Source organism: Mucilaginibacter sp. 3215 (genome assembly GCF_050433785.1).
In the GTDB taxonomy this organism is placed as follows: Bacteria; Bacteroidota; Bacteroidia; order Sphingobacteriales; family Sphingobacteriaceae; genus Mucilaginibacter.
On sequence record NZ_JBNPWO010000013.1, the window covers coordinates 61,888 to 86,717 of the forward strand.

Below are 24,830 nucleotides of genomic sequence, written 5' to 3' on the forward strand. Positions count from 1 at the left end.
ACTACTTTTTAATTAGCATATTGCTTTACCAATTATTTTTACTGTAAACCCAATTATGACAAAAAATCCTGCCCCGATAGCTAAACCGGCTATCCTGATTTTATTACTGTTATTTTCATTTATACAAATTAACCTTTACGGTGCTGTAAAAGGGCCCCGGATAGTTAACCTACAGGTGGAATATACTGATCATCCTATTGGGATTGATGTTAAACTGCCCCGATTTAGCTGGCAAATGCTGGCCACTGAAGGATCGAGAGGCTATAACCAGGTTGCTTATCAGATCATCGTAAAAGATGCACAGGGAAAAGTGGTATGGAATAGCACCAGAACAAAAAGTGGAACAGCCTTAGCGGTGGTTTATGCAGGCCCGCCGCTTAAAGCCACAACACGCTACAACTGGACAGTGAACGTATGGGATCAAACCGGCGGTGTTTCTTCCGCAGGTTCCTGGTTCGAAACCGGGCTTATGGACACGGAGATGTCGGCCTGGGATGGCGCGCAATGGATAGGGGGAGGAGATAATGACCTGGTGCTTTATGCACATTACCTGCCGCTGTATAACCTGAAATATAAAGTAGCTATCGCTCCGGGCAGCTCTAGGGCAAGCCTGATTTTTGCCGCTAATGACCCAAGGCTGATGGATAGTAACAGGAACATTTTTCAGCTTGCCAATAAAAAGAACCAATCTTTTTTTAAAGTGGAGGTGGATATTTCAGGTCTGGATCAGGGAAGCAATGCACGGATCAACATATACAGAGCAGGGTATTCGGAAAAAGATACATTGGGTAAAGTATTTAAAAGCTTTCCAATAAAAACCGACCTGATTGGCAACGGTAATAAGAACAAACAGCACTCCATATTGATCAATAATGAGCTTGGTACACTTACATTCACTGTTGATGATAATAAAATATTTTTAGCCGATGAGAAAGATGCAACTGCTATAGCCCTGCCTGTGCCTGCAAACCGCGACGCCGTGATAACACTTAATCCGCTTGGCCGCCATGATGTAATTTCTTTTGGAATGCTTGGGGAGATAGGTTTTTCTGTAGATAAAGGTCAGAAAGCCGAATTTTCTGAGCTGACGGTTTCCAATTTCAGGTCGCCGCGCAACAATTTATTCAGCGAAAAGCCCGAAGAACATAATTACAAAGGGATTTTTAAAGAAGCTGTTATTACCCCTTCATCCGGTTTAGTTATAAAAGATGGGAAATATGAGGTAGATGGCGGAAGTGCAGGCGCATTTATCCTTGCCGATCCCAGTCATAACGCTATGCCCATGCTGCGGTCGGTGTTTAGTGCGAATAAAGCTATTTCGAAAGCAAGGCTTTATGTCACTGCAAGAGGCATCTATGAAATTTATCTTAATGGTAAACGGGTAGGTAACGATTATTACAACCCCGGCCTTACACAATACAACAAAACTCATCTTTATCAAACCTATGATGTTACCAATATGATAGCCAAAGGTAAAAACGCTATCGGAGCTATGCTTGGTGAAGGCTGGTGGAGTGGGTTGTTAAGCTACGGATCTGTTTGGAACCATTTTGGCGACAGGCAATCCTTATTAGCCAAACTGGTTATTACTTATACCGATGGTTCGGAGGAAGTGATCAAAACCAATAACAAAAACTGGAAATATTATAACGATGGCCCTGTTGTTTACAGCAGTCTGGATATGGGCGAGGTTGATGATGCCACCAAGGAAGTTGCAATTAAAGACTGGAACACGGTAGCTTATGATGATCACAACTGGCAAAAAGCGCAGGAAGTATCTCTAAAAGGAACAACATATACGGGGGATGACGTCGACTATTTCGGGAAAAAGATCCCGCTGGATTTTGATCATATTTCGATGATCGGGCAGATCGGAACATCGGCAGGAATTTATAAAACCCTTACTGCAAAAGGAGTGAGGGAAGTTAGAAAAGGTGTTTATGTATATAACATGGGACAAAATTTTGTAGGTGTGCCCAAGATCAGCATCAAAAATGGTATCGCCGGAAAAAAACTGACCTTGCGTTATGCCGAAATCCTGTATCCCAACCTGAAGGAGTCTGGTAAAAATGTAGGAATGATCATGACCGAAAATTACCGCGCAGCGCTGAGTCAGGATCTTTATATCATGAAGGATGGCGATCAGGTGATCCAACCGCATTTTACATCGCATGGTTATCAATATATCGAAATTACCGGCATTGACAAGCCTCTGCCGTTAGAGGATGTACAAGGCCTGGTTATAAGTTCCGTAAAAAAACTCACTGCCAATTATACTACCTCCAATCCAAAGGTAAACAAGCTATGGTCCAACCTAACGTGGTCAAACATCGATAACTTCCTCACTATACCAACCGATTGCCCGCAAAGGAATGAGCGGATGGGCTGGTCGGGCGATATCAGTATTTTTTCGCGTACTGCAACCTATGTATCCAATGCCGATCAGTTCCTGCGCAGACATATGCTGGCCATGCGTGATTTGCAAACTGAGCAAGGGCGATTTACCGATATAGCACCAGTTGGTGGTGGCTTTGGTGGTGTGATCTGGGGGAGTGCAGGCATTACTGTAGCCTGGGAAACTTACCAGCAATATAATGATGTATCATTACTTGCCGAACATTATGATGCCATGTGCAGGTATATGGATTACATCGACTCAACTATTGATCCTAAAACCGGCTTCAGTACGGATGGTGTGCTGGGCGATTGGCTTGGGCCACAGTATATGCAGCTTGGCACTGCTTTCCCGGTTACGGCTTATCATGTTTATGATTTGGGCATTATGGCAAAGGTGGCTGGCATTTTAGGAAAGAAAGATGATGCTGAGAAATTCAGGAAAAAATATGAAGAGCGAAAAGCTTTCTTCAACAAAACATTTGTTAACGCTGATAAAAAGGCAGTAGGTTTTGTTGGTGGTGGGATGTTCGGCGAGCCGGGCAAGAAAGAGTTTAAAGTTTCGGATACACAAACCGCCTATGCAACAGGTTTAGCCCTTGGTGTATTCAGCGACGAAAATGTCAGTTATATGGCAAAGAACCTTGAGGCTGCCGTTGAACGCGAGAACAAAGATGATCAGGAGATCGTCCGCCCGGCTTATTCCCTCATGACCGGCTTTGTAGGCACAGGGGGTATCAGTAAGGCGCTTTCAGATCATGGGCACTCGGAACTTGCTTATAAAATGTTGCAGAACGAGCATTACCCGTCATGGCTGTATGCTATTGACCAGGGCGCTACAACTATCTGGGAACGGCTGAACGGGTATACTGTAGAAAACGGCTTTGGCGGTAATAACAGCATGAATTCTTTTAACCACTATTCATTTGGTGCTGTTGGTCAATGGATGATTGCTTATTCCATCGGAATCCAGCGTGATGAACCTGGTTTTAAGAAATTTATTTTGCAGCCTGAACCTGACCCGACCGGGGAGATGACCTGGGCTAAAGGATCTTATGATTCGCTTTATGGGCGCATAAACAGTAGCTGGTCCGTAAGCGGTAAAACATTGACCTATGATGCAACTGTTCCGGCGAATACCACAGCTACATTGTTTCTTCCGGCAAGTACTGTTAAAGGGATAACAGAAGGTGGTAAGCCTGTGGCGAGGGCAAAGGGTATCAGCTTTATCAGGTTTGAAGGAAAGAAAGCAATTTATCGTTTGATGCCGGGAGCTTACCGGTTTAAATCAAGCTTATAAAGCTGTGCCCGAAGCAATTTTGGAAGTATTGATCGCAATGATTATTGATGAGATTGGGGATCGATACTTCCAAAATCTATAATGGACCTTACTTGATCAATGTAACAAGTGGTTTATCTTTTTCAACAATATAGGTGGCAAGCTCACTCGCCTTAGTAGTACCCACATTTTTTACCGAATGCACGGTTCCGTAAGGAATGAACAAAACATCGCCTGCTTTAAGTGTTACCGGTTGTTGGCCTGCTACCTGGTATTCCAGTAACCCTTCAAGTACATAAATAATTTCTTCGCCGGGGTGTTTATGCTCAGGATAAGCCTTCCCTTTTTCAATATCTACACGGATCTGCACCATTTCGCGGCCAGGAACACTAAGGTCATGTCGCTGTAACTCCGTGCGGCCAGTTACCGTTTGCTGAGCCAGGACAGATGATGGAAGTGTAAGTACTGCAAGAGCTGTGATAATAATGGCAGTAGCCAATTTGTTTTTATTAGTTTTCATGTTTTTTTTGATTTTAATTGTTTGTAATTTATTTAAAAGCAGGCAATGTGATTACTCCATTACCCTAAAGTAAATTAACGCAGTTGTTTGAATGCTGCACGCAACTCTTCAGTAAATAATTGTGGTTGTTCCCACGCTGCGAAGTGACCACCCTTGTCAACCTCATGAAAATAAATAAGGTTAGGATATGCACGCAGGGCCCAGGTTTCGGGAGCGCGATAAACATCTTCCGGAAATACGGTAATAGCTACCGGCAATTTGATCTCGGTGGTTTTTTGCGCAGTGGCGCTTATGGGGCCGCGTCCGGCATTTTCCCAATAAAGGCGCGCTGCAGAAGTACTGCTGTTTGTAAGCCAGTACAAAGTAAAGTCGTCGAGTACTTCATCTTTTGTTGGGTATTTGTCTGGGTCATCATCATAAGTCCATTGTGAAAAACCGGGATGAATTAGTAACCAGGCTGCAAGGCCGGCAGGTGAATCTGTTAAGCCATAGCCAATGGCCTGTGGCCTGGCAGTCATTATTACGTTGTATGCAGCGGCGCCTGTTTTTCTGTATTTGCTTAAGGCATTAAATACATCAAGTTCTTTACCTGAAAGTCCGGCAGGAGCGGGGCTGCCGGTGGTAAGCGCCGCATCTACTTCAACAGGTATTGTGGCCGGTAAATTGAGGTGAAGGCCTGCCAAACCTGCCGGCGCCTGCCTGCCCATTGCTTCGGTGATAACTGCGCCCCAATCGCCGCCTTGTGCCGCGTAATGGGTGTATCCAAGTCGTTTCATAAGCACATCCCATGCGCGGGCAATGCGCTCTGGGCCCCAGCCAGCTTCGGTTGGTTTGCCAGAGAAGCCATAACCCGGTAGGGATGGAATCACTACATCAAAAGCATCTTCTGCCCGGCCCCCAAATGCGGTCGGATTAGTAAGCGGGCCAATGATCTTAAGTAATTCAAACACAGAACCAGGCCAGCCATGTGAAATAATGAGCGGCAATGCATTTTTGTATGGTGAGCGTACATGAATAAAGTGGATGTTAACGCCATCAATTGTAGTTGTAAATTGTGGCAAAGCATTTAGTTTTTCTTCAGCTTTGCGCCAATCGTAGCCCTTGCCCCAATAATTAACAAGTTCCTGTAGCTTTTCAAGCTGAGCACCTTGTGAACGGTCGGCAACGGTTTCATGATCTGGCCAGCGCGTTGCTGCTATGCGGCGTTTAAGATCAGTGAGTTTTTTTTGAGGAATATAAACCTTGAAAGGGCGAATGACTTCATTGGATTGTACTTCGGCAGGAGTTCCCGTTTGCGCATAGCCGGTTGTGCCCTGCACCAGAAAGGTTCCTGCAATAATGGTACTTACAAGAAGGTTTTTTACAGTTTTCATTGTTTGAGTATCTAATTTTTGGTAAAACTACAGCAGTAGCTATCCGTTATAAAGCTCCTTTATGGTGAAGCGGACTAACTAATCCTTCAGACAGACATTAACGGATGCAAAAGTCAGGTTAAGGAGGAGGAAATGACCGCTTACCGGCCGAAAAAGAATAGCTAACAAGATTTGACTAATGTATATTTGATAAACAATTGCCAATATATAAATCACTTAAATCAGGCTTTAAGATTGCCAGTTTTATACTTCTAAAAAAATGAAGTTTTAACGAATAAAATCATGACTGACATATCTATAACCCAAAAGAGTATAGCAGACCAGGCAGCCCGCGATGGCAATGTTACTACCCTGGCTGATTTTATACTGAATTATGGCGATAGGTCACAGTTGTCGCAGTGGTTTGGGGATACGGGTTATCAACCGGAAAATAGCCCCGAGGAGAATGCCCGGTTAATTATATCTCATGCAAACTATTTTGATAGCTGGGCACATTATGAAAAATTTAAAACCGGGTTATCAGCAAATCCGTCCTTGCAGCAATTTGAGCAAGCGGCAGATGCTATAGCTGCCGGAGATGCAGGTACACTCAAAAGCCTGCTGGCACAAAGGCCTGGCCTGATAAATGAGCGTTCGCGGCGCAATCATCACAGCACATTGTTAAATTATGTTGGTGCAAATGGCTTTGAAGTATGGCGCCAGAAAACGCCACAAAATGCCGTGGAAATTGCGGCTATACTTTTAGATGCAGGCGCAGAAGCTGAGGCCTGGGGCGATATGTACCGGGGAACATCTACCCTCGGGCTTGTTGCCACAAGTGCGCACCCGGTTATAGCCGGGGTACAGGAGGACCTGATGGATATCCTGATCAGGCATGGTGCCGACCCCAATCATGCGGTAGCTGCGGATTATACCGATGGCAACCTGATCCTGGCCTGTCTGCATAATGGCCGTTATGAACCTGTCCGTTATCTTGCTTCCAAAGGCGCGGAAGTTGAATTGGAAGGTGCCGGTGGTATTGGCGACCTGGAAAAGGTTAAATCTTATTTTAATGATCAGGGAGAACTTATTAGTAAAAGCATGGCTGCGAAGCGCGATGGCTGCCTGATCTGGGCTTGTGTTTGCGGTCATCGCCCGGTAGTTGAATTTTTACTGAAGCATGGCTGCGGCGTACGCACCGTTTGGGACAATACCACGCCACTCCATTCGGCAGCCTACGGGGGGCAGGTGGAACTGGTAAAGATGCTGCTGAACCAAGGCGCAGACATGGAAGCATTGAATGGATACGGGGGCACTGTATTGGGCTCCACGCTTTGGGCGCTGTACAACAGCCGGAGACCGGGCCACCTGGAAATCATGGAAATACTGATAGCCTCGGGTGCAGTTATTAAGGATGACTGGCAAATTTATATCGATGAAAAAAGAGCTGAAACATAGCCTGAGCCTATGAAATGGACTCGTGCTGCATAACCGAAGTGACTATAACAATCAATGGAAATGAAACAGCAAAAGGAAAGTCTTCGCCCTCCGCCGGCGCCAGTTTGAGGAGGAGTTATTTTATTGCAATTTCCTACATGTCAATCGATCTTAATTTAGTCGACGGGTTAGCCATATTCATCGAAAAAAGATTTTCGGGTAGTATGATATCCGGGTATTTATCCATCATATAAGTCCTTTGAACGGGAACGTCAAATGCCCTGATCACGCGCTGGTTAAATGTTTTAACCTTGATAGTTTCGCTGTTTATGCGGAGGAGGATCATCGGTTGCGGCGCTCCGTTTACCTGTACGCTGTAATTATAATCTATCCCCTGAAAATAAATAGTTGTTTCATAACCGAATTCATAAACCTCTTTGGCCTTTTTGATCTTTTTTGATTTAACGGAAAGGATCAGGTAAAAAATGCCAGCCCAGGCCAACAACAATGGTACAAATATTATCCAGCCGCCTATGCTGCCAAAAAAGACTATTAAGGGTGCCCCAAAGCAAGGATTAAACATCAATCCAAAACTGGTATAAAATGGTTTGGAATAAAAATAAGTGATTCTTCTGCTCACATCATCTGTTATTAACCTGATAGGCACCATAATTTGTACTTTATGATTTAAACCAAAATAAAATAGTTATTGTTTTAGGCCCCAAAAGAACGGGGGGGGGGTAATTGGCCGCGATTCTACCAAGGCTTTTTTAGTTTGAACAAGGCGGCACACGTCGTAAAAATATCAACCATTATTGCTTTGCTTTAATACGAATGTTAAAAAGCAATGGCATATTGAATATTTGTCAGGTCGAACTGAAAAAAAAGCATTTTTTGTGAAATTTTTTCAGTGATCTCAAGTGTTTATTCTACTGGCATTGGCTTTGAATTGAATGAACTGGTTTAATTAATATAAGTTTCAATCATTAATTTATTTAAGGAGGAAGACCTATGACATTGGTTAAATTTAATGCCGACAAAAAGAATAACAGTTCGTTATTACCGTCATTTAATGATGTTTTTGAATCAATCTTAAACGATTCTTTTTTCAATGACCGGCTGGTAGCGCGCGTTCCCGCAGCTAACATCAGCGAAACCGAGGATCATTATCATGTTGAATTGGCTGCGCCCGGCCTAAAAAAGGAAGATTTCAAAATTAACCTTGACCGCAATGTGCTGAACATTTCGGTAGAACGTCAAAACGAAAGCAGCGACGTTCAAAAAAATTACAGTAAACGTGAATATAGCTACAGTTCATTTGTGCGTTCGTTTACGTTGCCCGACAGCGCCAATGCCGAAAATATTGAGGCGTCTTATACAGACGGCGTCCTGAAGATCGATATTGCAAAACGCGAAGAAGCTAAGGCTATACGCAGGCAAATTGAAATTAAATAAGTGGATTAGTTTTTTAAATGAGGCTCCTGTTAAAGCAGGAGCCTTTAATTTATAGCTATGGAACTCAGGTTTTATATTTTGCTGAGCATTAGAACACCGGTAGGATTTGATAGTTATGGACAGTGTTTTTTGGGTAATGACCGAAATTTCGCCGACCTGCTTTTTGACAGCTTTAAGGGCAGAGAACCTTCGGGCTCCGATTTACTTCATATCGACCTGATGGAAACGACGGGTGAAATCCCGGTAAAAATTAAGTCGATATCCTGTACTTTTGAGGAGCTAACCTGCAATATCAAATTGATTGTCCGGGGTATCTTCCGGCAGAAAAACCTCACAGAATTTAACGGATATGGACAGGCAACAATGGAGTGAAATGCTCATCGGTATGCTCACGATACTGGTGTTATTGACAGAATTGTTTTTATGGTTAACCAGCCCAGGTCACCGCTTGCCCGAAATGAATCAGAAATTATTGCTCACCGGCGCCTTGCTTTGGATATCGGGCATTCTTTTTCGTATAAACAAAACAGACAGCGATGACTGGGCGATATAATAATAAGACAGTTGTTCTGCCCTTAGCTTCGTGAAATCGTATTTCTTTCTTGATTGGGTGTGGTCTTCATACACCAGGCTTTCACAGGGTATCCCTTGCTATAAGGGATTAAAAACGGTAACCCATACCTACGCCGATGATCCATGGCCTGATTTTTACATCAGCCGGTATGTTTTTCAAAACCGGCGCAAGTTCGGGTTTGCCCGCAGGCGTTAAATTGGATGCATCAACCTTTACATCGGTAGAGAGAAATATTTTCTTCAGATCAATATTCAAGAATACTTTTTTACTGATATCGAAATCAGCACCCAACTGAGTTGCAAAAGCAAAACTGTTGTTGTAATCAATGCCGCCTACGGTTGGACCTTTATCGGCATTGTAAAAAATAGTGTAGTTAAGCCCCGCGCCGATATAGGGTTTAAAAAGGGTACCTGTGGGCAAATGATATTGCAAAGTAAGCGTAGGCGGAAGCAACCATACTTTACCGAGATCAACATCGGCCGAAGAGCCGGCACCAATAGCACTCAGGTTGGAGCCTTTTGTTTTTACCTGGTGTTTTGTTGTCGCCAGGATTAATTCTGCAGAAAAATTTTTGGCAAAAAAGTAGGTGAAATCGAGCTCGGGAACAACAGTATTGGAAATGTTTATATCTCCGCCGATGACGCCTATCGTCGCGCTTTCCTGGGGGATAACCCCAATTGCCCTGATGCGGATGTCCCATTCATTTTTTTGCTGAGCGAAAGCGGTTATCCCGTTTAATAAAAATAAGATTACGGTAGTAAAGAAAATCTTTTTCATAATGATTTGTATTAAATTATGGGTCAAATGTATCCCGCAGGTGATAGACTTTGCCTGACAGGAAACAGTTGTTCTCATGATACTTATCATTTCACGTTTACCCGGTTTATTACCGGAGACAACCCGGAATCGAGCATAATACCGACGCTGCCCGCAATAAAAAAGATCCGCCCAGGGAGCGGATCTTTTTAAAGTAATTTAGTTTGAGGAGGCGCTTAGGTACGGTATATTGCGTCAATGAGCAGTTTGATCCGGCCTGCGGTAAAAGTTTTTGTTATTTGCAGATTAGGGTTTAGCTATTTCAAGTACAATCCGGCCGTCTACCTTACCATTTTTCAGGTCGGCCAAAACTGTATTGATGTCTTCTAACTTCGCGGTATGTATGGTGGCTTTAACTTTTTCTTCCACGGCGAACCCGATAGCTTCCTGCAGGTCTTTACGGGTACCTACAATTGATCCCCTGATGGTATAGCGGTTCAGCACGGTTTCAAATATGGGGAGGTCGAAACTACCGGGCGGTAATCCATTCAGCGCGATAGTCCCTTTTCTTCTTAACGCGGATATACCTTGTTTAAATGCGATGGGTGATACAGCGGTAACCAACACGCCATGCATACCCCCTGTTTCTTTTTGTAAAAACGCGCCGGGGTCGGTAGTTTTGGCATTAACGATCAGCTCGGCGCCAAGGTTTTTAGCTAATTCCAGTTTTGTATCGTCTACATCAATAGCCGCAACATGCATGCCCATGGCTTTGGCATATTGTACAGCTAAGTGCCCAAGGCCACCTATGCCGGAAATAGCTACCCATTCGCCGGGTTTGGTTTCCGTTTCTTTAAGGCCTTTGTAAACGGTAACACCCGCGCAAATGATCGGTGCCATCGCGGTACAATCCGAGCCTGCCGGGAAATGCCCAACATAACGGGAATCGGCCACTACATATTCTGCATAACCGCCGTCAACGCTATAGCCGCCATTTCGCTGGTCGTTACATAAGGTTTCCCAACCGGTAATACAAAACTCGCAGCATCCGCAGGCGCTGTATAGCCAGGGTACACCTACAATATCACCTTCCTTCAGGCCTTTAACATCAGGACCAAGCGCTACTACATAACCAATAGCCTCATGACCGGGAATCAGCGGCATTTTGGGTTTAACCGGCCAGTCGCCGTCTGCCGCGTGCAGGTCGGTATGGCAAACACCACTGGCTATTACTTTAACCAGTATCTCGTGCCGGCCCGGTTCGCGTACCGGCATTTCTTCTATTTGCAAAGGCTGGCCAAATTCGTGCACTACGGCGGCTTTCATTTTTTTAGGTATCATATTTTCAATGGCTTATGACTAATGATTTTTTTATTAATACAAAGCTTGCGGAATTTAGCCGCTTAAATAGTGATCAAAATCACCTCCTGTTATGATATGGCACATTCAATCTGGGGGGAGACTGCATGAAAATACAAGATGGGAAAGATAGCCGCGCTATTTTCCCTCGTAAATAACTCCCGATGTCGGCGTTTCTTTCAATTCAATTTTGGTAAGGCCATCCAATTTTCCTGTTATGCTGTTCCAGATCCATACGGCCAGGTTTTCGGCCGTGGGGTTTTCCAAACCATGGACCTCGTTCAGAATGGTATGGTCCAACTGATCAACTATTGGTTTAACCGCGTTTTTGATCAGGGCGAAGTCAAGTACCCATCCTTCGGGTGTTGTTACCTCGCCTTCAAAATAAACTGTTAAATGGTAGGTATGACCATGTATGTTCCTGCATTTGTGGTGCGGCGGAACGTTGGGTAAAAAATGTGCAGAATCGAAAGTGAAGCTTTTGTAAATGATCATATAATACGCTTTTTGCGGTTTTTAGTTTGCGGGCAAAAGAAACGCGGAGAGTACTCTGATAAAATGATCTGTATTTCTTTATTCGTTGATTGAAATCACTCGCGCATTGGTTAAAATATCTCCGGGTTATATTTACTATACCGGCAGCAATGATTTTCGAAGTATTTACCCGTATCCTTAAGTTCACAATGCGGTACAAGTTTTTTACGCGGCAAATAGTTTTTTATTATTGGTTTTTGGGGTTAGATGTTGTTTTATAGATGTTGACAATCAGATTGATAAATGACAATCGTCACTATTTTAACACCCGCTGCGCTGCAACTTTACATCGTCAGGAACGATGTTATGAAAACACTTGAAAGCGATAAAATACCTGTTGTTTTTAGAATACACCTGCAAAAAAATGATGGTTATACAGCGGCTATTATTGACGGGCGGCTGGTTAAATATCGCGACATATATAATATTGATAACCAAGTTGATAGCCAGTTATGCAATATCGAGCCAAATCATAAAAAACGTTAATCATATCCATTAATCAATCCTTTAAGCCATGAAAACTATTTTAGTACCCACCGATTTTTCGGAGCCTGCAAAAAACGCGGCGAGCTATGCTATAAACCTTGCGCAAAATATCAAAGCGGGCTTGATATTATGTCATGCCATTAAAATACCTTCAGAAACGCCCATGGCAGCGCAGGTAGCTTGGCCTTTAGAAGATTATACTTCGCTCAAAGCAGATGCGGATAAGGAATTGGAACAACTTTCAGTAACCTTGCAAAAGGAAAACCCTTACGCCAAAGCGGGGGCAGGCCGTAGTCTTATTACTAAGTACTGCGACGTAGGCGAGGTAATAGATGTGGTAACAGGCAAAATAGATGAAGACAAGAGCGTAATGGTTGTTATGGGTATGTCGGGAGCGGGCGCTATGAGCAGATTTTTTTTAGGCAGCAACACACAGGATATGATCAGTGATGCTGCCTTTCCGGTTTTACTTATCCCATCGCAAGCAAAATATCACCCTGTAACCAAAATAGCTTTTGCTACCGATTTGAACAACAGCGATATAGAAATGATCCATTCGGTAGCAAGCCTGGCACGCTATTTTAATGCAGAGCTATTGATAGCCCACGTAACCGACGAAAAATATGAAACAGGTGATGAAAAACAGGAGGTAGAAGCTTTTTTAAATGAAGTGACCTGTAAAGCCAACTATCCTAAAATTTATTACAGGCACATTAAAGGTACTGGTATAATGCGCGGGCTCGATTGGCTCAGTGAACACGGAGTGATCGATATGCTGGTGATGGTACACCGTAAAGTTAATCCCCTTGAGCGCCTGTTTGGTATCAGTTATACTGAAAAACTTTCGCATCATATTGAAATACCTCTGCTGGTGTTGCCTGAAGGGCTTCCGCCCTTGCATTTCTAAAACAGGAGATGGGAGGGAGCGCATAAGATCACATAGCAACGCGTGTTACTCTTTGTTTTTTAGCTGTGAAAAATGATACTCATCACTTTTCCATCCAACAGCCATCATTTTTCAGGTGCCGGATTACAGCCATTTTTGATCTTATAAATAGATCATCAATGGCTGTAAATATACTTACCCAAACTACCTGTTACCACTGTGGTAATGATTGTGATAAAGATCATTATGTATTAGATGGCAAAGATTTTTGCTGTGCTGGCTGTAAAGGTGTTTATAAAGTGCTATCCAATAGTGGGTTATGTAATTACTACAGTTATAATGAACACCCCGGCGCAACCCGGACCCTTGTGGAAAAGCGATTTGAATACCTTGATGATCCTTCGATCATGGCCGACCTGGTTGATTTTACAGACGAAAATATTACAATATTAACGCTTTATATCCCTTACATCCATTGCAGCTCCTGTATTTGGCTGCTTGAGCAGTTAAATAGGTTTAACCCTGCCATTTATTACAGCCGGATTGATTTTTTAAAGAAACAGGTAAGTCTGCGCTTTAATAACAGGGAGATAAGCTTAAGACAGGTTGTGGAACTATTGGTTGATATCGGCTATGAGCCACTTATTAACCTCCAGGACGTTGTTAAAAAACAACAAACCGGCACTGGCGATAATCTTGTAAAAAAGATAGCGGTAGCCGGCTTTTGTTTCGGTAATGTGATGCTGCTAAGTTTTCCTGAGTATTTGGGATTATCAGAATATGAGCAAACTTTCAGGCATTTTTTTGGCTGGTTGAATGTGCTGTTTTCGCTGCCGGTTGTATTTTACTGTGGAAGGGAATATTTCCAATCGGCCTATACAAACCTCCGTAATAAAATATTGAATATCGATTTTCCGCTGGCGCTTGGCATAGCCGTGCTTTTTTTGCGCACGCTGATTGAGGTGCTAACCCATGCGGGGGCCGGTTTTGCCGATACGCTTTGCGGGCTGGTGTTTTTTTTACTGGTAGGTAAATTTGTTCAGCGAAAAACCTATTACCATATCTCTTTTGAGCGCGACTACCGCTCGTTTTTCCCTGTTGCCGTACAGGCTGTCGATAATGGTATTGAAAAGCCGCTGCCCTTATCAGCCTTGAAAGTAGGTCAGCGGATCCGCATTCGCAGTAATGAGATCATACCCGCCGATGCCATATTGCTGAATGGCGATGCACGGATTGATTTTAGTTTTGTTACCGGCGAATCGGTGCCCGTGACAAAGGTTTGGGGTGAAGTGGTTTATGCCGGCGGCCGGCAAATAGGCGAAGCCATTGAGCTGGAGGTGATTAAACCTGTATCACAAAGCTACCTTACCCAATTGTGGAACAATGAAGCTTTCAGCCGTAGCCAGGACAACCGGATGCAAACCTTTAACCAAAAGGTAAGTAAGTATTTCAGCATTGTTTTACTGGTGATTGCATTGGGTTCATTAGTTTTCTGGCTGCCGGTCGATGTTTACCGTGCCTTTTCGGCATTTACAGCTGTGTTGATTGTAGCCTGCCCCTGTGCACTGGCCTTAAGTACTCCGTTCACTATGTCGGCGGCACTCAGTATCTTTGATCGTAATTTTTTCTACCTCAAAAACACCGCCGTTGTTGAACAACTGGCCCGTATCAATACCATCGTTTTAGATAAAACCGGCACCATTACTATTGGCGGCGAAAACGGTGTAAGCAACAATGCGCAGCTAAGCAGTTACGAGGAACAACTCATATACAGCATTTGCAGTAATTCGGCCCATCCCTTAAGCGTTCAGATTTGCGATTACCTCCAGGGGGCAGAAAAACTTCGGGTAAGTAATTACCGGGAAATAGCCGGAAAAGGTATTACTGCCTGGGTTGATGGGCATAATGTTCAAATCGGCAGCCAGTCGTTTTTAACGGGAGGAGTAGATATAGCAAAATCAACCGAAGTGCACCTGATGATTAACGGGCGATACGCCGGTTATTTCAGCTTTGCTAACAAGTATCGTGAAGGGCTTGAAGATATTGCGCGGCTGGCTGCGGATTATAAAATTTACCTGTTATCGGGCGACCAGGACCGGGAGCGGAAAAATTTACTGCCTTATTTTAAGGGGGAAGGATATATGCTGTTTAACCAATCGCCCCAGCAAAAGCTTGATTTTATAAAGGCTTTACAGCTGGCCGGTAAAAAGGTAATGATGATAGGTGATGGCTTGAATGATTCGGGTGCTTTAAAACAAAGTGATTTGGGGATAGCTATTACGGATAACGTTAACAATTTTTCGCCCGGCAGCGATGCTATTTTGGATGGGCGTTCGCTCAGGTTGCTGCCTGCATTTCTTAAATTCTCAAGGGATAGTATTACCATTATCCACATCTCGTTTTTTATATCGCTTTGCTATAACCTAATAGGATTAAGCTATGCAGTAAGCGGCAGGCTTTCACCGCTTATTGCGGCCATATTGATGCCTTTAAGTACTGCAACCATCATTTCGTTCACCAGCATAGCAACACACCTGGCCGCTAAAAAAAGAAAATTATCATGAACATTATTTATTTCCTGATCGGCTGCAGCGTACTGCTTGCACTCGTGTTTTTAGGCGCTTTTTTTTGGGCGCAACGTAACGGCCAGCATGATGATCTCTATACCCCATCGGTGAGGATCCTGCTGGATGATGAACCAACTGATAAAGATAAAAAATGACCAATATCATTATTCGGGCAAACCGTAATCATTCTGTCGGCGGCAGCCCCTCAATACTTTTACACCATCAAATTATTTAATATCATATGCAGCCCGAAAATTTTTACTATGACAACAAGATCGTCCGTAATTTTGGTATCGCCACGGTGATCTGGGGTATAATTGGGATGACCGTAGGCCTCATCGTAGCTATACAATTGTATAGCCCGGGGATGAACATGGGCAACCAGTACACTACATTTGGCCGCATCAGGCCCTTACACACCAACGCGGTGATCTTCGCTTTTGTGGGTAACGCTATTTTTATGGGTGTTTACTATTCATTACAACGGCTGTTAAAAGCGCGGATGTTTAGCGATGCCCTTAGTCAAATTCACTTTTGGGGCTGGCAGCTTATTATTGTTTCGGCTGTTATTACGTTGCCCTTAGGTTTAACCACCTCGCATGAATATGCCGAACTTGAATGGCCGATAGATATTGCCATTACCCTTATCTGGGTTGTGTTCGGCATTAATATGTTTGGAACCATATTTAAACGCCGCGAGCGACATTTATATGTGGCCATATGGTTTTACATAGCCACGTTTGTCACCATAGCCGTATTGCATATTGTAAATTCATTTGAACTGCCGGTATCAGCCTTTAAAAGCTACATGGTATATGCAGGCGTACAGGATGCACTGGTACAATGGTGGTATGGCCACAATGCGGTGGCATTTTTCCTGACCACACCATACCTGGGCATGATGTATTACTTTTTGCCCAAAATGGCCAACAGACCTATCTATTCATATAAGTTAAGTATTCTGCACTTTTGGGCGCTCATTTTTATCTATATCTGGGCCGGCCCGCACCATTTATTGTATACCACGCTGCCCGGTTGGGCGCAGTCATTAGGTGTTGCCTTTTCTATTATGCTGTTAGCACCAAGCTGGGGCGGCATGATCAATGGCTTGCTCACCCTGCGAGGTGCCTGGGATAAAGTTCGTGACGACGTGATCCTGAAGTTTATGGTAGTTGGCTTAACTGCTTATGGTATGGCCACTTTTGAAGGCCCTATGCTTTCATTGAAACAGGTGAACGCCATAGGCCACTTTACCGATTGGATAATTGCTCACGTACACGTTGGCGCTTTGGGCTGGAACGGCTTTTTAACCTTTGCCATCCTTTACTGGCTTATTCCGCGTATTTATAAAACGCAGTTATATTCAAAAAAGATGGCCTCGTTCCATTTTTGGATAGGCACGCTCGGGATCCTGTTTTACGCCGTACCAATGTATTGGGCCGGTTTTACCCAGGGTTTAATGCTTAAAGAGTTTACACCCGAAGGAATTCTGAAATATCCGGCATTTTTGGAAACCACCATGCGCATATTGCCTATGCACGTTATGCGTTCTGTAGGCGGTGGATTATACCTGCTGGGTGTTATTGTAATGGCTTATAACCTTTGCCGCACCGCGCTGCAGGGCAAACTCGTTGCAAATGAGCCTGCCCAGGCTATGCCGCTGCCGACTTTAAGCAAAACCGGGCATGAAGAAACATGGCACCGGGTATTGGAACGCCGCCCAATACAAATGATGATAGCCGCATTGCTGGTTATACTGGTAGGTACTTTTATTGAGTTGATGCCAACGCTGACTATATCATCAAATATCCCAACTATAGCAGCGGTAAAACCTTATACTCCACTTGAGTTGCAGGGACGTGACCTTTATATCAGAGAGGGCTGCTCAAACTGCCACTCACAAACTGTAAGGCCTTTCCGCTCAGAAACCGAGCGCTATGGCGAATACAGCAAGGCTGGCGAATTTGTTTATGATCACCCGTTTTTATGGGGATCAAAACGTACCGGGCCCGACCTGGCGCGCGAGGGCGGCAAATACGGCAATGCCTGGCACTATAACCACCTGATGGACCCACGCCTCATGTCGCCTGGGAGTATTATGCCAAATTATGATTGGCTGTTAACCCAAAATCTTGATACGGCTACCACAGCCGCCAAAATAAAGGCCATGCGCGCACTGGGCGTCCCATATCCCGAAGGATATGAAAAAATAGCCAACAACGATCTTAGTAAACAGGAAAAAGAAATTGCCGATAACCTGTATAACGATCATATAAAGGTTAAAAACAATAAAGAAATAGTAGCCTTGATAGCTTACCTGCAACGTTTGGGTACCGATATCAAAGCACGCAAAACCGCCGCTAAATAACAAAAGCAATGTTTAAGCAATTTACAGAACACATTTCGGGTGCCCAGGGTTACCTGTTATTTTCTCTGGGGATCTTCCTCGTATTTTTTATTGTAGTAGCTATCCTGCTTTTCAGGCTCAGGAAACAGCATGTAGATCATATGCGTAATCTGCCTTTGAAGGATAGTCATGGTGAATCCTTTAATTCTTACAACTTATGAAATACCGCCGCCTGTTAATTTTACTTGTATTGATGATACCGTTACATCCGGCAATGGCCGCCGATGACAGCCTGATACCGGGCGATTTGATGAACGAGATAGGGTATGGAGCAATTATAGCCATGCTGGCATTGTTTATTGTAGCCATGCTGGTGTTGCTCAGGGCGCTTAGGGTATTGACAAAAATAACGCTCCGGGCGCAGGGGTATACAGAAGAGCAGATCATAGCGGAGATGAAACCCGCCAAAAAAGTTAAAAAGCCTAAAACGGAGGTTTGGAACAAATTACTGTCGCTAAGACCGATGTCTGAAGAAAAGGAGCTGATCATAGCACATGATTATGACGGTATTCAGGAGCTTAATAATCCTATTCCAGGCTGGTTCAGCTACCTGTTTTATATCACCATTATTTTTGCAATTGGTTACATACTCATTTATCATGTATTTGGTGTTGGGCAGTTGCAATATGATGAATATAAAACGGAGATGGCCCAGGCAGACATTGCCAAAAAAGAATACCTGAGCAAGGCCGCTAACCGGGTTGACGAAACCACAGTTAAACTCGTTACCGATCAGGCTGTACTGGCTTCAGGGCAGGCGGTTTTTAAACAAAGCTGCGTTCCTTGTCATGGCGATCACGCGCAAGGGGTAGTTGGCCCCAACCTTACCGATGATTACTGGCTGCACGGCGGTAAGATCAATGATGTATTTAAAACCATAAAATACGGCGTACAGGCCAAAGGGATGCCCAATTGGGAGAAACAGTTATCGCCCAAGCAAATCTCGGATGTGGCAAACTATATAAAATCATTGCATGGCAGCAATCCGGCTAATCCTAAAGAACCGCAGGGCGAAAAAGATGCAGATGACGTTGCGGCAAAAGGCAAAACGATAGCAAAATTATAACGATTATGGACGGTTTACTGGCGGCAAAAGAAAACGGGAAAAGGCAGTGGATGTATCCGCTGGTACGTAAAGGCAGGTTTTATAAATGGAGAAGCTGGTTAAGCTATTTTTATCTCATTTTCTTTTTTGCCGGGCCGTTTTTACGAATCAATGGCCAGCCGTTGTTGCTGCTCAATGTGATAGACCGGCAATTTGTACTGCTGGGGCAGGTGTTTTGGCCGCAGGATATTTTTCTGTTCATGCTTGCTTCGCTTGTTTTTTTGGTTTGCGTGGTAATATTTACTATTGCTTTCGGCCGTATTTTCTGCGGTTGGATCTGCCCGCAAACCATATTTATGGAAATGGTTTTCAGAAAGATAGAGATTTGGATAGAAGGGGATGCCAATAAGCGAAAAAAGCTTGACGCGGGCGCCTGGACACGGAAAAAAATCATCAAAAAAACGGCCAAGCATGCTTTGTTTGTATTGGTATCCTTTCTGATCGCCAATACTTTCCTGGCTTATATCATCGGCAGCGAAAGCCTTGTTAAAATTATTGTTGAGCCTGTTACAGCCCACTGGGTTGGTTTTATCAGTATTTGGATATTCACCATTGTATTTTATTTGATTTACAGCCAGGTACGTGAACTGGTTTGCACATTGATATGCCCTTACGGGCGTTTACAAAGTGTATTGATTGATGAGCACACTTTAGTAGTAGCTTATGACGATGTGCGTGGTGAACCACGGGGCAAGTTAAGCCGTAACGCGGACCCCTTTAACCTGAAAGGCGATTGTGTTGATTGCAGCCTGTGCGTTGCTGTTTGTCCTACAGGTATTGATATTCGTAAAGGAACTCAAATTGAATGTATCAACTGTACCGCCTGCATAGACGCCTGTGACCAGGTAATGGACAAGATAGGAAAACCCCGTAACCTGATTGGCTACTTCTCCGAAAATATGATCAGGCTGAAAGAAAAACCCGCGTTTACCGGGCGCATGATGGGATATACCGCGGTAATAACCGTGCTGGTAGCTGTACTTGGTTATTTTATTTTCAGCCGGAGCGATATGGATATCACCGTTATGCGCAGTGCGGGAATGCTTTATCAGCAACAGCCGGGCGGCTACATCAGTAATATTTATAATGCCGAAATCATTAATAAAACCAATCAGGATAAAGTGATCGGGATAGCGGCGGATGATCCGGCTGTTAAGATCAGTTATATCCAGGCGCCCGGACCGGTTGCCAAGGGAGGATCGGCTAAAACGGTGTTTTTTGTCATGCTCCCTGCATCAAAAGTACATGCCGCCAAAACTACCATTAAACTGAACCTGTTGCTTGGCGGTAAGGTGGTTCAATCTGTAAAAACCAATTTTATAGCACCAACAAATGATTAAGCATATGAACTGGGGAAAAGGAATAGTAATAGGCATGCTGGCTTTTATGAGTTACATTGTAGCCATGGGCGTTGCCATGTTCAGGCAGCCCGACGATGTCGATCCGCATTATTACGAAAAAGGGCTTGCCTTTAATGCCGATTATGATAAAGAGAAGCAAGTACTTAACGATAAAGCACAGCCATCAATTAGCATCAGCAACAATATCCTTTTAGTAAAGTTTGGGGGTACTGTAAAGGGAACAGCAGATTTGAAGCGCCCGGACAACGGCAAAATGGACAGGCATGTTAATCTGGAGAGCAGCCTGACGGGTAATGTTAATATTCCTCTAACTGATGTAAAGTCAGGTAGGTGGCAGCTTGTTTTTAATTGGGAAAACAATGGCAAAAAATACCTGTACACCAAAGAAATATTTATACCATGAGCACCGGTCAAATCGCTTTTTTTATAGGCTTGTTTGGCAGTGTTCACTGTATAGGAATGTGCGGCCCGCTCGCCTTCGCTATCCCAGTTAACCACAGTAGCTTTTGGCTGCTGTTGTGGGATAAGTTGGTATATAACCTTGGGCGTACTATAAGTTACGCAACCCTCGGGTTAATAACCGGGCTCATCGGTAAGCAATTATGGCTTTCAGGTTTGCAGCAGGGGGTAAGCATCATTAGCGGGATACTGATCCTGCTGGCGGCCGGTTCAAGATTGTGGAAGTTGAAAATTAGTAACAAAAGTACTGGTAACTGGCTGCTGAAGCCTTTTAATGCGTTGCTTACTTATGCGTTACAGCATCGGGCCGGCCATTTAGCCATAGGCTTGCTGAATGGCTTTTTACCCTGCGGTTTTGTTTACCTGGCGCTTATCGGTGCGGTAAACACTTCATCAGTGGGTGCTTCCGTGCAATATATGGTTTGGTTTGGTTTGGGTACCCTGCCTTTAATGCTGGCGGTCACTGTTGGCAGTGGATTTGTTAACCAGGGCGTCCGAAGAAAGATGAACAGGGTGGTTCCCTATTTTATGCTATGCCTTGGCGCTTGGTTTTTATTACGTGGGCTCGCGCTTGATATTCCTTATCTGAGTCCGCCATCGGCCAGCGGAACTGTTATTTGTAAGTAACACCGGAGGTACATTGATGAGCCTCCTGGTTTATTCTAAATACATAATATTAAATTAATTATATGCACAGCTTTCATATACCTGTTTTAGGTTTGGGATACTCTGTTGATACACCGCTAAAGGTGGCCCGGTACGGTATCTCGTCCGTTGTTTCAATTGTTGATGATGAACTCGTTGAGCGTATGCGGCAGTATCACTCAACTCAAAATGGTTTGCCATTTACGCCTATTTTAAAAAGCGGACCTGACAGCCGTTCAAAACGGGTTACGGCCTATCTTAATTTATTAAACGAGCTGGTAAACAAGCAGTTTGAAGAACTTAAACAAATGCCATTTCACCAGGGAATGGACATCGACCGTTACTTTAACCTGCTACCGGAGGCTTCGCCTTTAAAGCAGGGTTACGAACTGATGAACGAGTATCCTGAGGGGGAACGTAAACAGATCTTTCAAGATCTTTTGCGAGCCAGAATGAACAAAGGCGCTATTGATGTAAATATCATGGCCAAAGTTGATAAAATGAACTTTGACGCAGACGGCAATTATACTGGCGATACCCATACCGACGCGCTTGCTGCTTTGAAAGGCTTTGCTGAGAGCGACCTGGAGTCATCAGTGGTGCTTTCGGCGGGGATGAACCCGAGGCTGTACAGCTACCTGGAAACTTTTAAGTGTTTTTACCCTGATGGCAATAACGAGCCCCGTAAACGGATTGTTTTAAAGGTAAGCGATTTTCGTTCGGCGCTGATCCAGGCAAAGTTTTTAGCAAAAAAGGGGCTGTGGGTATCAGAATTCAGAATTGAATCGGGCCTGAATTGTGGCGGGCATGCTTTTGCTACTGATGGCCTGCTGCTTGGGCCGATCCTGGACGAGTTTAAACTGAAACGGGAACACATGATGCACGAACTGCTTGCCCTTTATCAACCGGCACTTGCCGAAAGGGGTTTTACAGAGACCAACCCGGCGCAAAAGATCAGCGTACAAGGTGGGATAGGCACTATGCAGGAAGATGTTTTTTTGCGGGAGCATTATCAAATGGATGCTACCGGTTGGGGCAGCCCGTTCCTGCTGGTACCCGAAGCCACCAATGTTGATGAACATACGCTGCAACAATTGGCAGGCGCCGGCCATGATGATTTTTATGTAAGCTCGTCGTCGCCGCTGGGTATCCTGTTCAATAACTTCAGCAAAAGCTCGGGCGAAGAGCAAAGACTTAGCAGAATAGCAAATGGCAGGCCGGGCAGTCCCTGCAATAAAAAATATTTGGTATCAAATACCGAGTTTACCGAACATCCCATTTGCACAGCATCACGTGAGTACCAACATTTGAAAATAAAGCAGCTAAAACACAGTGAGCTTCCGGCAGCTGAAATTCAAAAGCAAATAGATGCTGTTACCGAAAAGGTTTGCTTATGCGAAGGGCTCTGTGCATCTGCATATATCAAAAACGATATCCTGAAAGCCCGGGAAAACAAGGCAGTAACCATTTGTCCCGGGCCAAATATCGCCTTCTTTTCAGGGGTTTATACGCTTGATGATATGGTTGGCCATATCTATGGGCATATCAACTTGCTTGAGGCAACAACCCGCCCTAATATGTTTATCAATGAGTTAAACCTTTATATCGATTACCTTAAAAAGGACATTTCGGGCTATGTAGCAAACCTCAACGAAAAGAAAGGAAAATACCTGCTCAAATTTAAAGACCAATTACAGCAGGGTATCACATACTATAAAGAATTAATACCGCAAATAAGCAACCAAACCCAGGATTACCTGGAGCGGATGCTGAAAGACCTGCTCTTATCAGAAGAGAAACTGCAATTACTAAATATCTAAAACAAAGAAACCGGGAATCGATCCCGGTTTCTTTGTTTAACTGATAGTTGGTGTTGTCAAAGCCCTATCCAGTCATACTGAATAACTGCGTAGTAGGCTTATCGGCCCATAGGCGGGCATCAAGCGCCATACATATATTGCGTAAAAAGCGTTTACCCATGGGGGTAACTGTAATGCACCATGAATTTAGCTCAACGAGCCCGTCCTGCTCAAATTGGCGCATACGTTCCAGCCCCTTTAAAAAAGCTTCACTTGTTTCATTATGGTTCCAACAAGTTTTGCCGTTACACATGATATTTAAAATATGCCTGCGAATGCTCAGATCATCGGTTGTAAGCATATGTCCTTTAAATACCGGCAGCTGGCCGGCATTAACTAATTGCAGGTATTCCTCTACTTTTTTTACATTTTGGGCAAAGGCATACCAGCTATCGCTTATGGAGGATACACCCAAACCAATCATTAATTGGGTATATTGATGGGTGTAACCCATGAAATTACGGTGCAGCGTACCATTTTGTTCGGCTAAGTAAAGACTATCCGTGGGCAAGGCGAAATGGTCCATACCAATTTCATGATAGCCCAACGCTGTAAATAATTCGCGTCCGCATTCATACAAAGCCCTTTTATCATTAGCATCTGGCAGGTCGTTTTCGGTAAAACGGCGCTGACCGGGTTTTATCCACGGTACATGGGCATAACTGTAAAAAGCGATCCTATCGGGCATTAATTTCGCCACTTGGGCAATGGTATCTTTTAGCCCGTTGATGGTTTGAAGCGGGAGGCCGTATATCAGATCGAAGTTAACGGATGTGTACCCGATCCGTCGTGCCTGCTGGGTAACCAGTTTTACCAGTTCAAAACTCTGGATCCGGTTAATGATAAACTGAACCCTGGGATCAAAATCCTGAATGCCGAGGCTTATCCTCCTGAAACCAAGATTGTATAAAACCTGTAAATGATCAACAGTTGTGTTAGCGGGGTGCGCCTCAAAACTAAACTCGGCCCGGGGATGGATAGTTGATGAATTTAATATACCATTGATCAGTATGGCCAGGTGTTCGGGTTTAAAAAATGTAGGTGTGCCGCCGCCAAGGTGTATTTCCCTGATAACGGGTCTGCTTTCAAAGGTATTGATGTACATGGCCCACTCCATTAAAACAGCTTTAATGTATGGCTCTTCTACCCGGTGGTTTTTGGTGATGCGGGTGTTACAACCGCAATAGGTACACAGACTTTCGCAAAATGGCAGGTGAATATACAGGCTAATCCCGTCACGATCGTTACTCTCCTTAAAAGAAAGCGATACTGATTTTCGCCATTCCTCTTTGTCGAAGTTATCAGTGTTCCAATATGGTACGGTAGGGTAACTGGTATAGCGGGGAGCAGCAATGTTGTATTTATCAATAAGATGCTGAGGGATTTTCATAAATA

General features: G+C 44.1%; 23 protein-coding genes. 16 read left to right on the forward strand and 7 right to left on the reverse strand.

The genetic code is table 11. The features are described from left to right. Window positions 1-55 precede the first annotated feature (55 nt). A complete protein-coding gene (locus tag ABIC84_RS19460) occupies window positions 56-3,694 on the forward strand; it encodes a family 78 glycoside hydrolase catalytic domain (protein ID WP_429264607.1) in 3,639 nt (1,212 codons plus the stop codon). An 88-nt stretch (window positions 3,695-3,782) separates the two neighbouring features. Here the strand turns inward: ABIC84_RS19460 and ABIC84_RS19465 are convergent, their stop codons facing one another. Then, complete coding sequence (locus ABIC84_RS19465) at window positions 3,783-4,193, reverse strand: cupin domain-containing protein (RefSeq protein WP_176628627.1); 411 nt, start codon at window positions 4,191-4,193, stop codon at window positions 3,783-3,785. Between the two features lie 74 nt (window positions 4,194-4,267). Beyond that, window positions 4,268-5,566: an epoxide hydrolase family protein gene (locus tag ABIC84_RS19470; protein WP_429264608.1), complete on the reverse strand. Its 1,299-nt coding sequence runs from the start codon at window positions 5,564-5,566 to the stop codon at window positions 4,268-4,270. Window positions 5,567-5,848: 282 nt separating this feature from the next. Here ABIC84_RS19470 and ABIC84_RS19475 point away from each other — a divergent pair, with 282 nt between their 5' ends. Then, on the forward strand, window positions 5,849-7,003 hold the full coding sequence (locus tag ABIC84_RS19475) for an ankyrin repeat domain-containing protein (RefSeq protein WP_429264609.1): 1,155 nt from the start codon (window positions 5,849-5,851) through the stop codon (window positions 7,001-7,003). Window positions 7,004-7,136: 133 nt separating this feature from the next. On the opposite strand, the gene ABIC84_RS19480 is transcribed toward ABIC84_RS19475, so the two are convergent. Beyond that, window positions 7,137-7,622, reverse strand: coding sequence for a hypothetical protein (locus tag ABIC84_RS19480; protein WP_429264610.1), 486 nt, complete (start codon window positions 7,620-7,622; stop codon window positions 7,137-7,139). A gap of 371 nt (window positions 7,623-7,993) precedes the next feature. Here ABIC84_RS19480 and ABIC84_RS19485 point away from each other — a divergent pair, with 371 nt between their 5' ends. The 3 genes from ABIC84_RS19485 to ABIC84_RS19495 are packed head-to-tail and all read left to right on the forward strand — an operon-like array spanning window position 7,994 to window position 8,990. Next, a complete protein-coding gene (locus tag ABIC84_RS19485; protein WP_413319648.1) occupies window positions 7,994-8,437 on the forward strand; it encodes an Hsp20/alpha crystallin family protein in 444 nt (147 codons plus the stop codon). 57 nt (window positions 8,438-8,494) lie between these two features. Then, entirely contained in the window at window positions 8,495-8,809 is a 315-nt protein-coding gene (locus tag ABIC84_RS19490; protein ID WP_429264611.1) for a hypothetical protein, read from the forward strand. Next, window positions 8,787-8,990, forward strand: a complete 204-nt coding sequence (locus ABIC84_RS19495; protein WP_139160044.1) for a hypothetical protein — start codon at window positions 8,787-8,789, stop codon at window positions 8,988-8,990. Before ABIC84_RS19490 ends, ABIC84_RS19495 begins: the two co-directional genes overlap by 23 nt. A gap of 108 nt (window positions 8,991-9,098) precedes the next feature. On the opposite strand, the gene ABIC84_RS19500 is transcribed toward ABIC84_RS19495, so the two are convergent. The 3 genes from ABIC84_RS19500 to queD all read right to left on the reverse strand — a co-directional run bounded on the left by ABIC84_RS19500 (window position 9,099) and on the right by queD (window position 11,621). Beyond that, complete coding sequence (locus ABIC84_RS19500; RefSeq protein ID WP_429264612.1) at window positions 9,099-9,788, reverse strand: OmpW/AlkL family protein; 690 nt, start codon at window positions 9,786-9,788, stop codon at window positions 9,099-9,101. 285 nt (window positions 9,789-10,073) lie between these two features. Continuing rightward, the gene (gene adhP / locus ABIC84_RS19505; protein ID WP_429264613.1) at window positions 10,074-11,108 is read right to left on the reverse strand and encodes an alcohol dehydrogenase AdhP; all 1,035 of its coding nucleotides are present in this window, start codon (window positions 11,106-11,108) and stop codon (window positions 10,074-10,076) included. Window positions 11,109-11,264: 156 nt separating this feature from the next. After that, the gene (gene queD / locus ABIC84_RS19510; RefSeq protein ID WP_426585799.1) at window positions 11,265-11,621 is read right to left on the reverse strand and encodes a 6-carboxytetrahydropterin synthase QueD; all 357 of its coding nucleotides are present in this window, start codon (window positions 11,619-11,621) and stop codon (window positions 11,265-11,267) included. Window positions 11,622-11,903: 282 nt separating this feature from the next. On the opposite strand from queD, the gene ABIC84_RS19515 reads away from it, so the two are divergent. The 11 genes from ABIC84_RS19515 to ABIC84_RS19565 all read left to right on the forward strand — a co-directional run bounded on the left by ABIC84_RS19515 (window position 11,904) and on the right by ABIC84_RS19565 (window position 23,396). Beyond that, complete coding sequence (locus tag ABIC84_RS19515; RefSeq protein ID WP_429264614.1) at window positions 11,904-12,146, forward strand: hypothetical protein; 243 nt, start codon at window positions 11,904-11,906, stop codon at window positions 12,144-12,146. A gap of 28 nt (window positions 12,147-12,174) precedes the next feature. Further along, the gene (locus ABIC84_RS19520; protein ID WP_429264615.1) at window positions 12,175-13,053 is read left to right on the forward strand and encodes a universal stress protein; all 879 of its coding nucleotides are present in this window, start codon (window positions 12,175-12,177) and stop codon (window positions 13,051-13,053) included. A 158-nt stretch (window positions 13,054-13,211) separates the two neighbouring features. Beyond that, window positions 13,212-15,596 carry a heavy metal translocating P-type ATPase gene (locus tag ABIC84_RS19525; protein WP_429264616.1) on the forward strand — a complete coding sequence of 795 codons (2,385 nt, stop codon included), beginning with the start codon at window positions 13,212-13,214 and terminating at the stop codon, window positions 15,594-15,596. After that, window positions 15,593-15,754 carry a cbb3-type cytochrome oxidase assembly protein CcoS gene (ccoS, locus tag ABIC84_RS19530; RefSeq protein ID WP_091170101.1) on the forward strand — a complete coding sequence of 54 codons (162 nt, stop codon included), beginning with the start codon at window positions 15,593-15,595 and terminating at the stop codon, window positions 15,752-15,754. The genes ABIC84_RS19525 and ccoS overlap by 4 nt, the downstream gene beginning before the upstream one ends. Before the next feature lie 86 nt (window positions 15,755-15,840). Beyond that, a complete protein-coding gene (gene ccoN, locus ABIC84_RS19535) occupies window positions 15,841-17,967 on the forward strand; it encodes a cytochrome-c oxidase, cbb3-type subunit I (protein WP_429264617.1) in 2,127 nt (708 codons plus the stop codon). Window positions 17,968-17,975: 8 nt separating this feature from the next. Continuing rightward, a complete protein-coding gene (locus tag ABIC84_RS19540; protein WP_429264618.1) occupies window positions 17,976-18,167 on the forward strand; it encodes a hypothetical protein in 192 nt (63 codons plus the stop codon). Beyond that, the gene (locus ABIC84_RS19545) at window positions 18,164-19,072 is read left to right on the forward strand and encodes a cbb3-type cytochrome c oxidase N-terminal domain-containing protein (protein ID WP_429264619.1); all 909 of its coding nucleotides are present in this window, start codon (window positions 18,164-18,166) and stop codon (window positions 19,070-19,072) included. The genes ABIC84_RS19540 and ABIC84_RS19545 overlap by 4 nt, the downstream gene beginning before the upstream one ends. Before the next feature lie 5 nt (window positions 19,073-19,077). After that, window positions 19,078-20,451, forward strand: a complete 1,374-nt coding sequence (ccoG, locus tag ABIC84_RS19550) for a cytochrome c oxidase accessory protein CcoG (RefSeq protein ID WP_429264620.1) — start codon at window positions 19,078-19,080, stop codon at window positions 20,449-20,451. Between the two features lie 4 nt (window positions 20,452-20,455). Further along, complete coding sequence (locus tag ABIC84_RS19555; protein WP_429264621.1) at window positions 20,456-20,875, forward strand: FixH family protein; 420 nt, start codon at window positions 20,456-20,458, stop codon at window positions 20,873-20,875. Then, window positions 20,872-21,558: a sulfite exporter TauE/SafE family protein gene (locus ABIC84_RS19560; RefSeq protein WP_429264622.1), complete on the forward strand. Its 687-nt coding sequence runs from the start codon at window positions 20,872-20,874 to the stop codon at window positions 21,556-21,558. Before ABIC84_RS19555 ends, ABIC84_RS19560 begins: the two co-directional genes overlap by 4 nt. A gap of 62 nt (window positions 21,559-21,620) precedes the next feature. Beyond that, window positions 21,621-23,396, forward strand: a complete 1,776-nt coding sequence (locus tag ABIC84_RS19565; protein ID WP_429264623.1) for a hypothetical protein — start codon at window positions 21,621-21,623, stop codon at window positions 23,394-23,396. A gap of 64 nt (window positions 23,397-23,460) precedes the next feature. On the opposite strand, the gene hemN is transcribed toward ABIC84_RS19565, so the two are convergent. Beyond that, on the reverse strand, window positions 23,461-24,825 hold the full coding sequence (gene hemN / locus ABIC84_RS19570) for an oxygen-independent coproporphyrinogen III oxidase (protein ID WP_429264624.1): 1,365 nt from the start codon (window positions 24,823-24,825) through the stop codon (window positions 23,461-23,463). Between the last annotated feature and the right edge of the window lie 5 nt (window positions 24,826-24,830).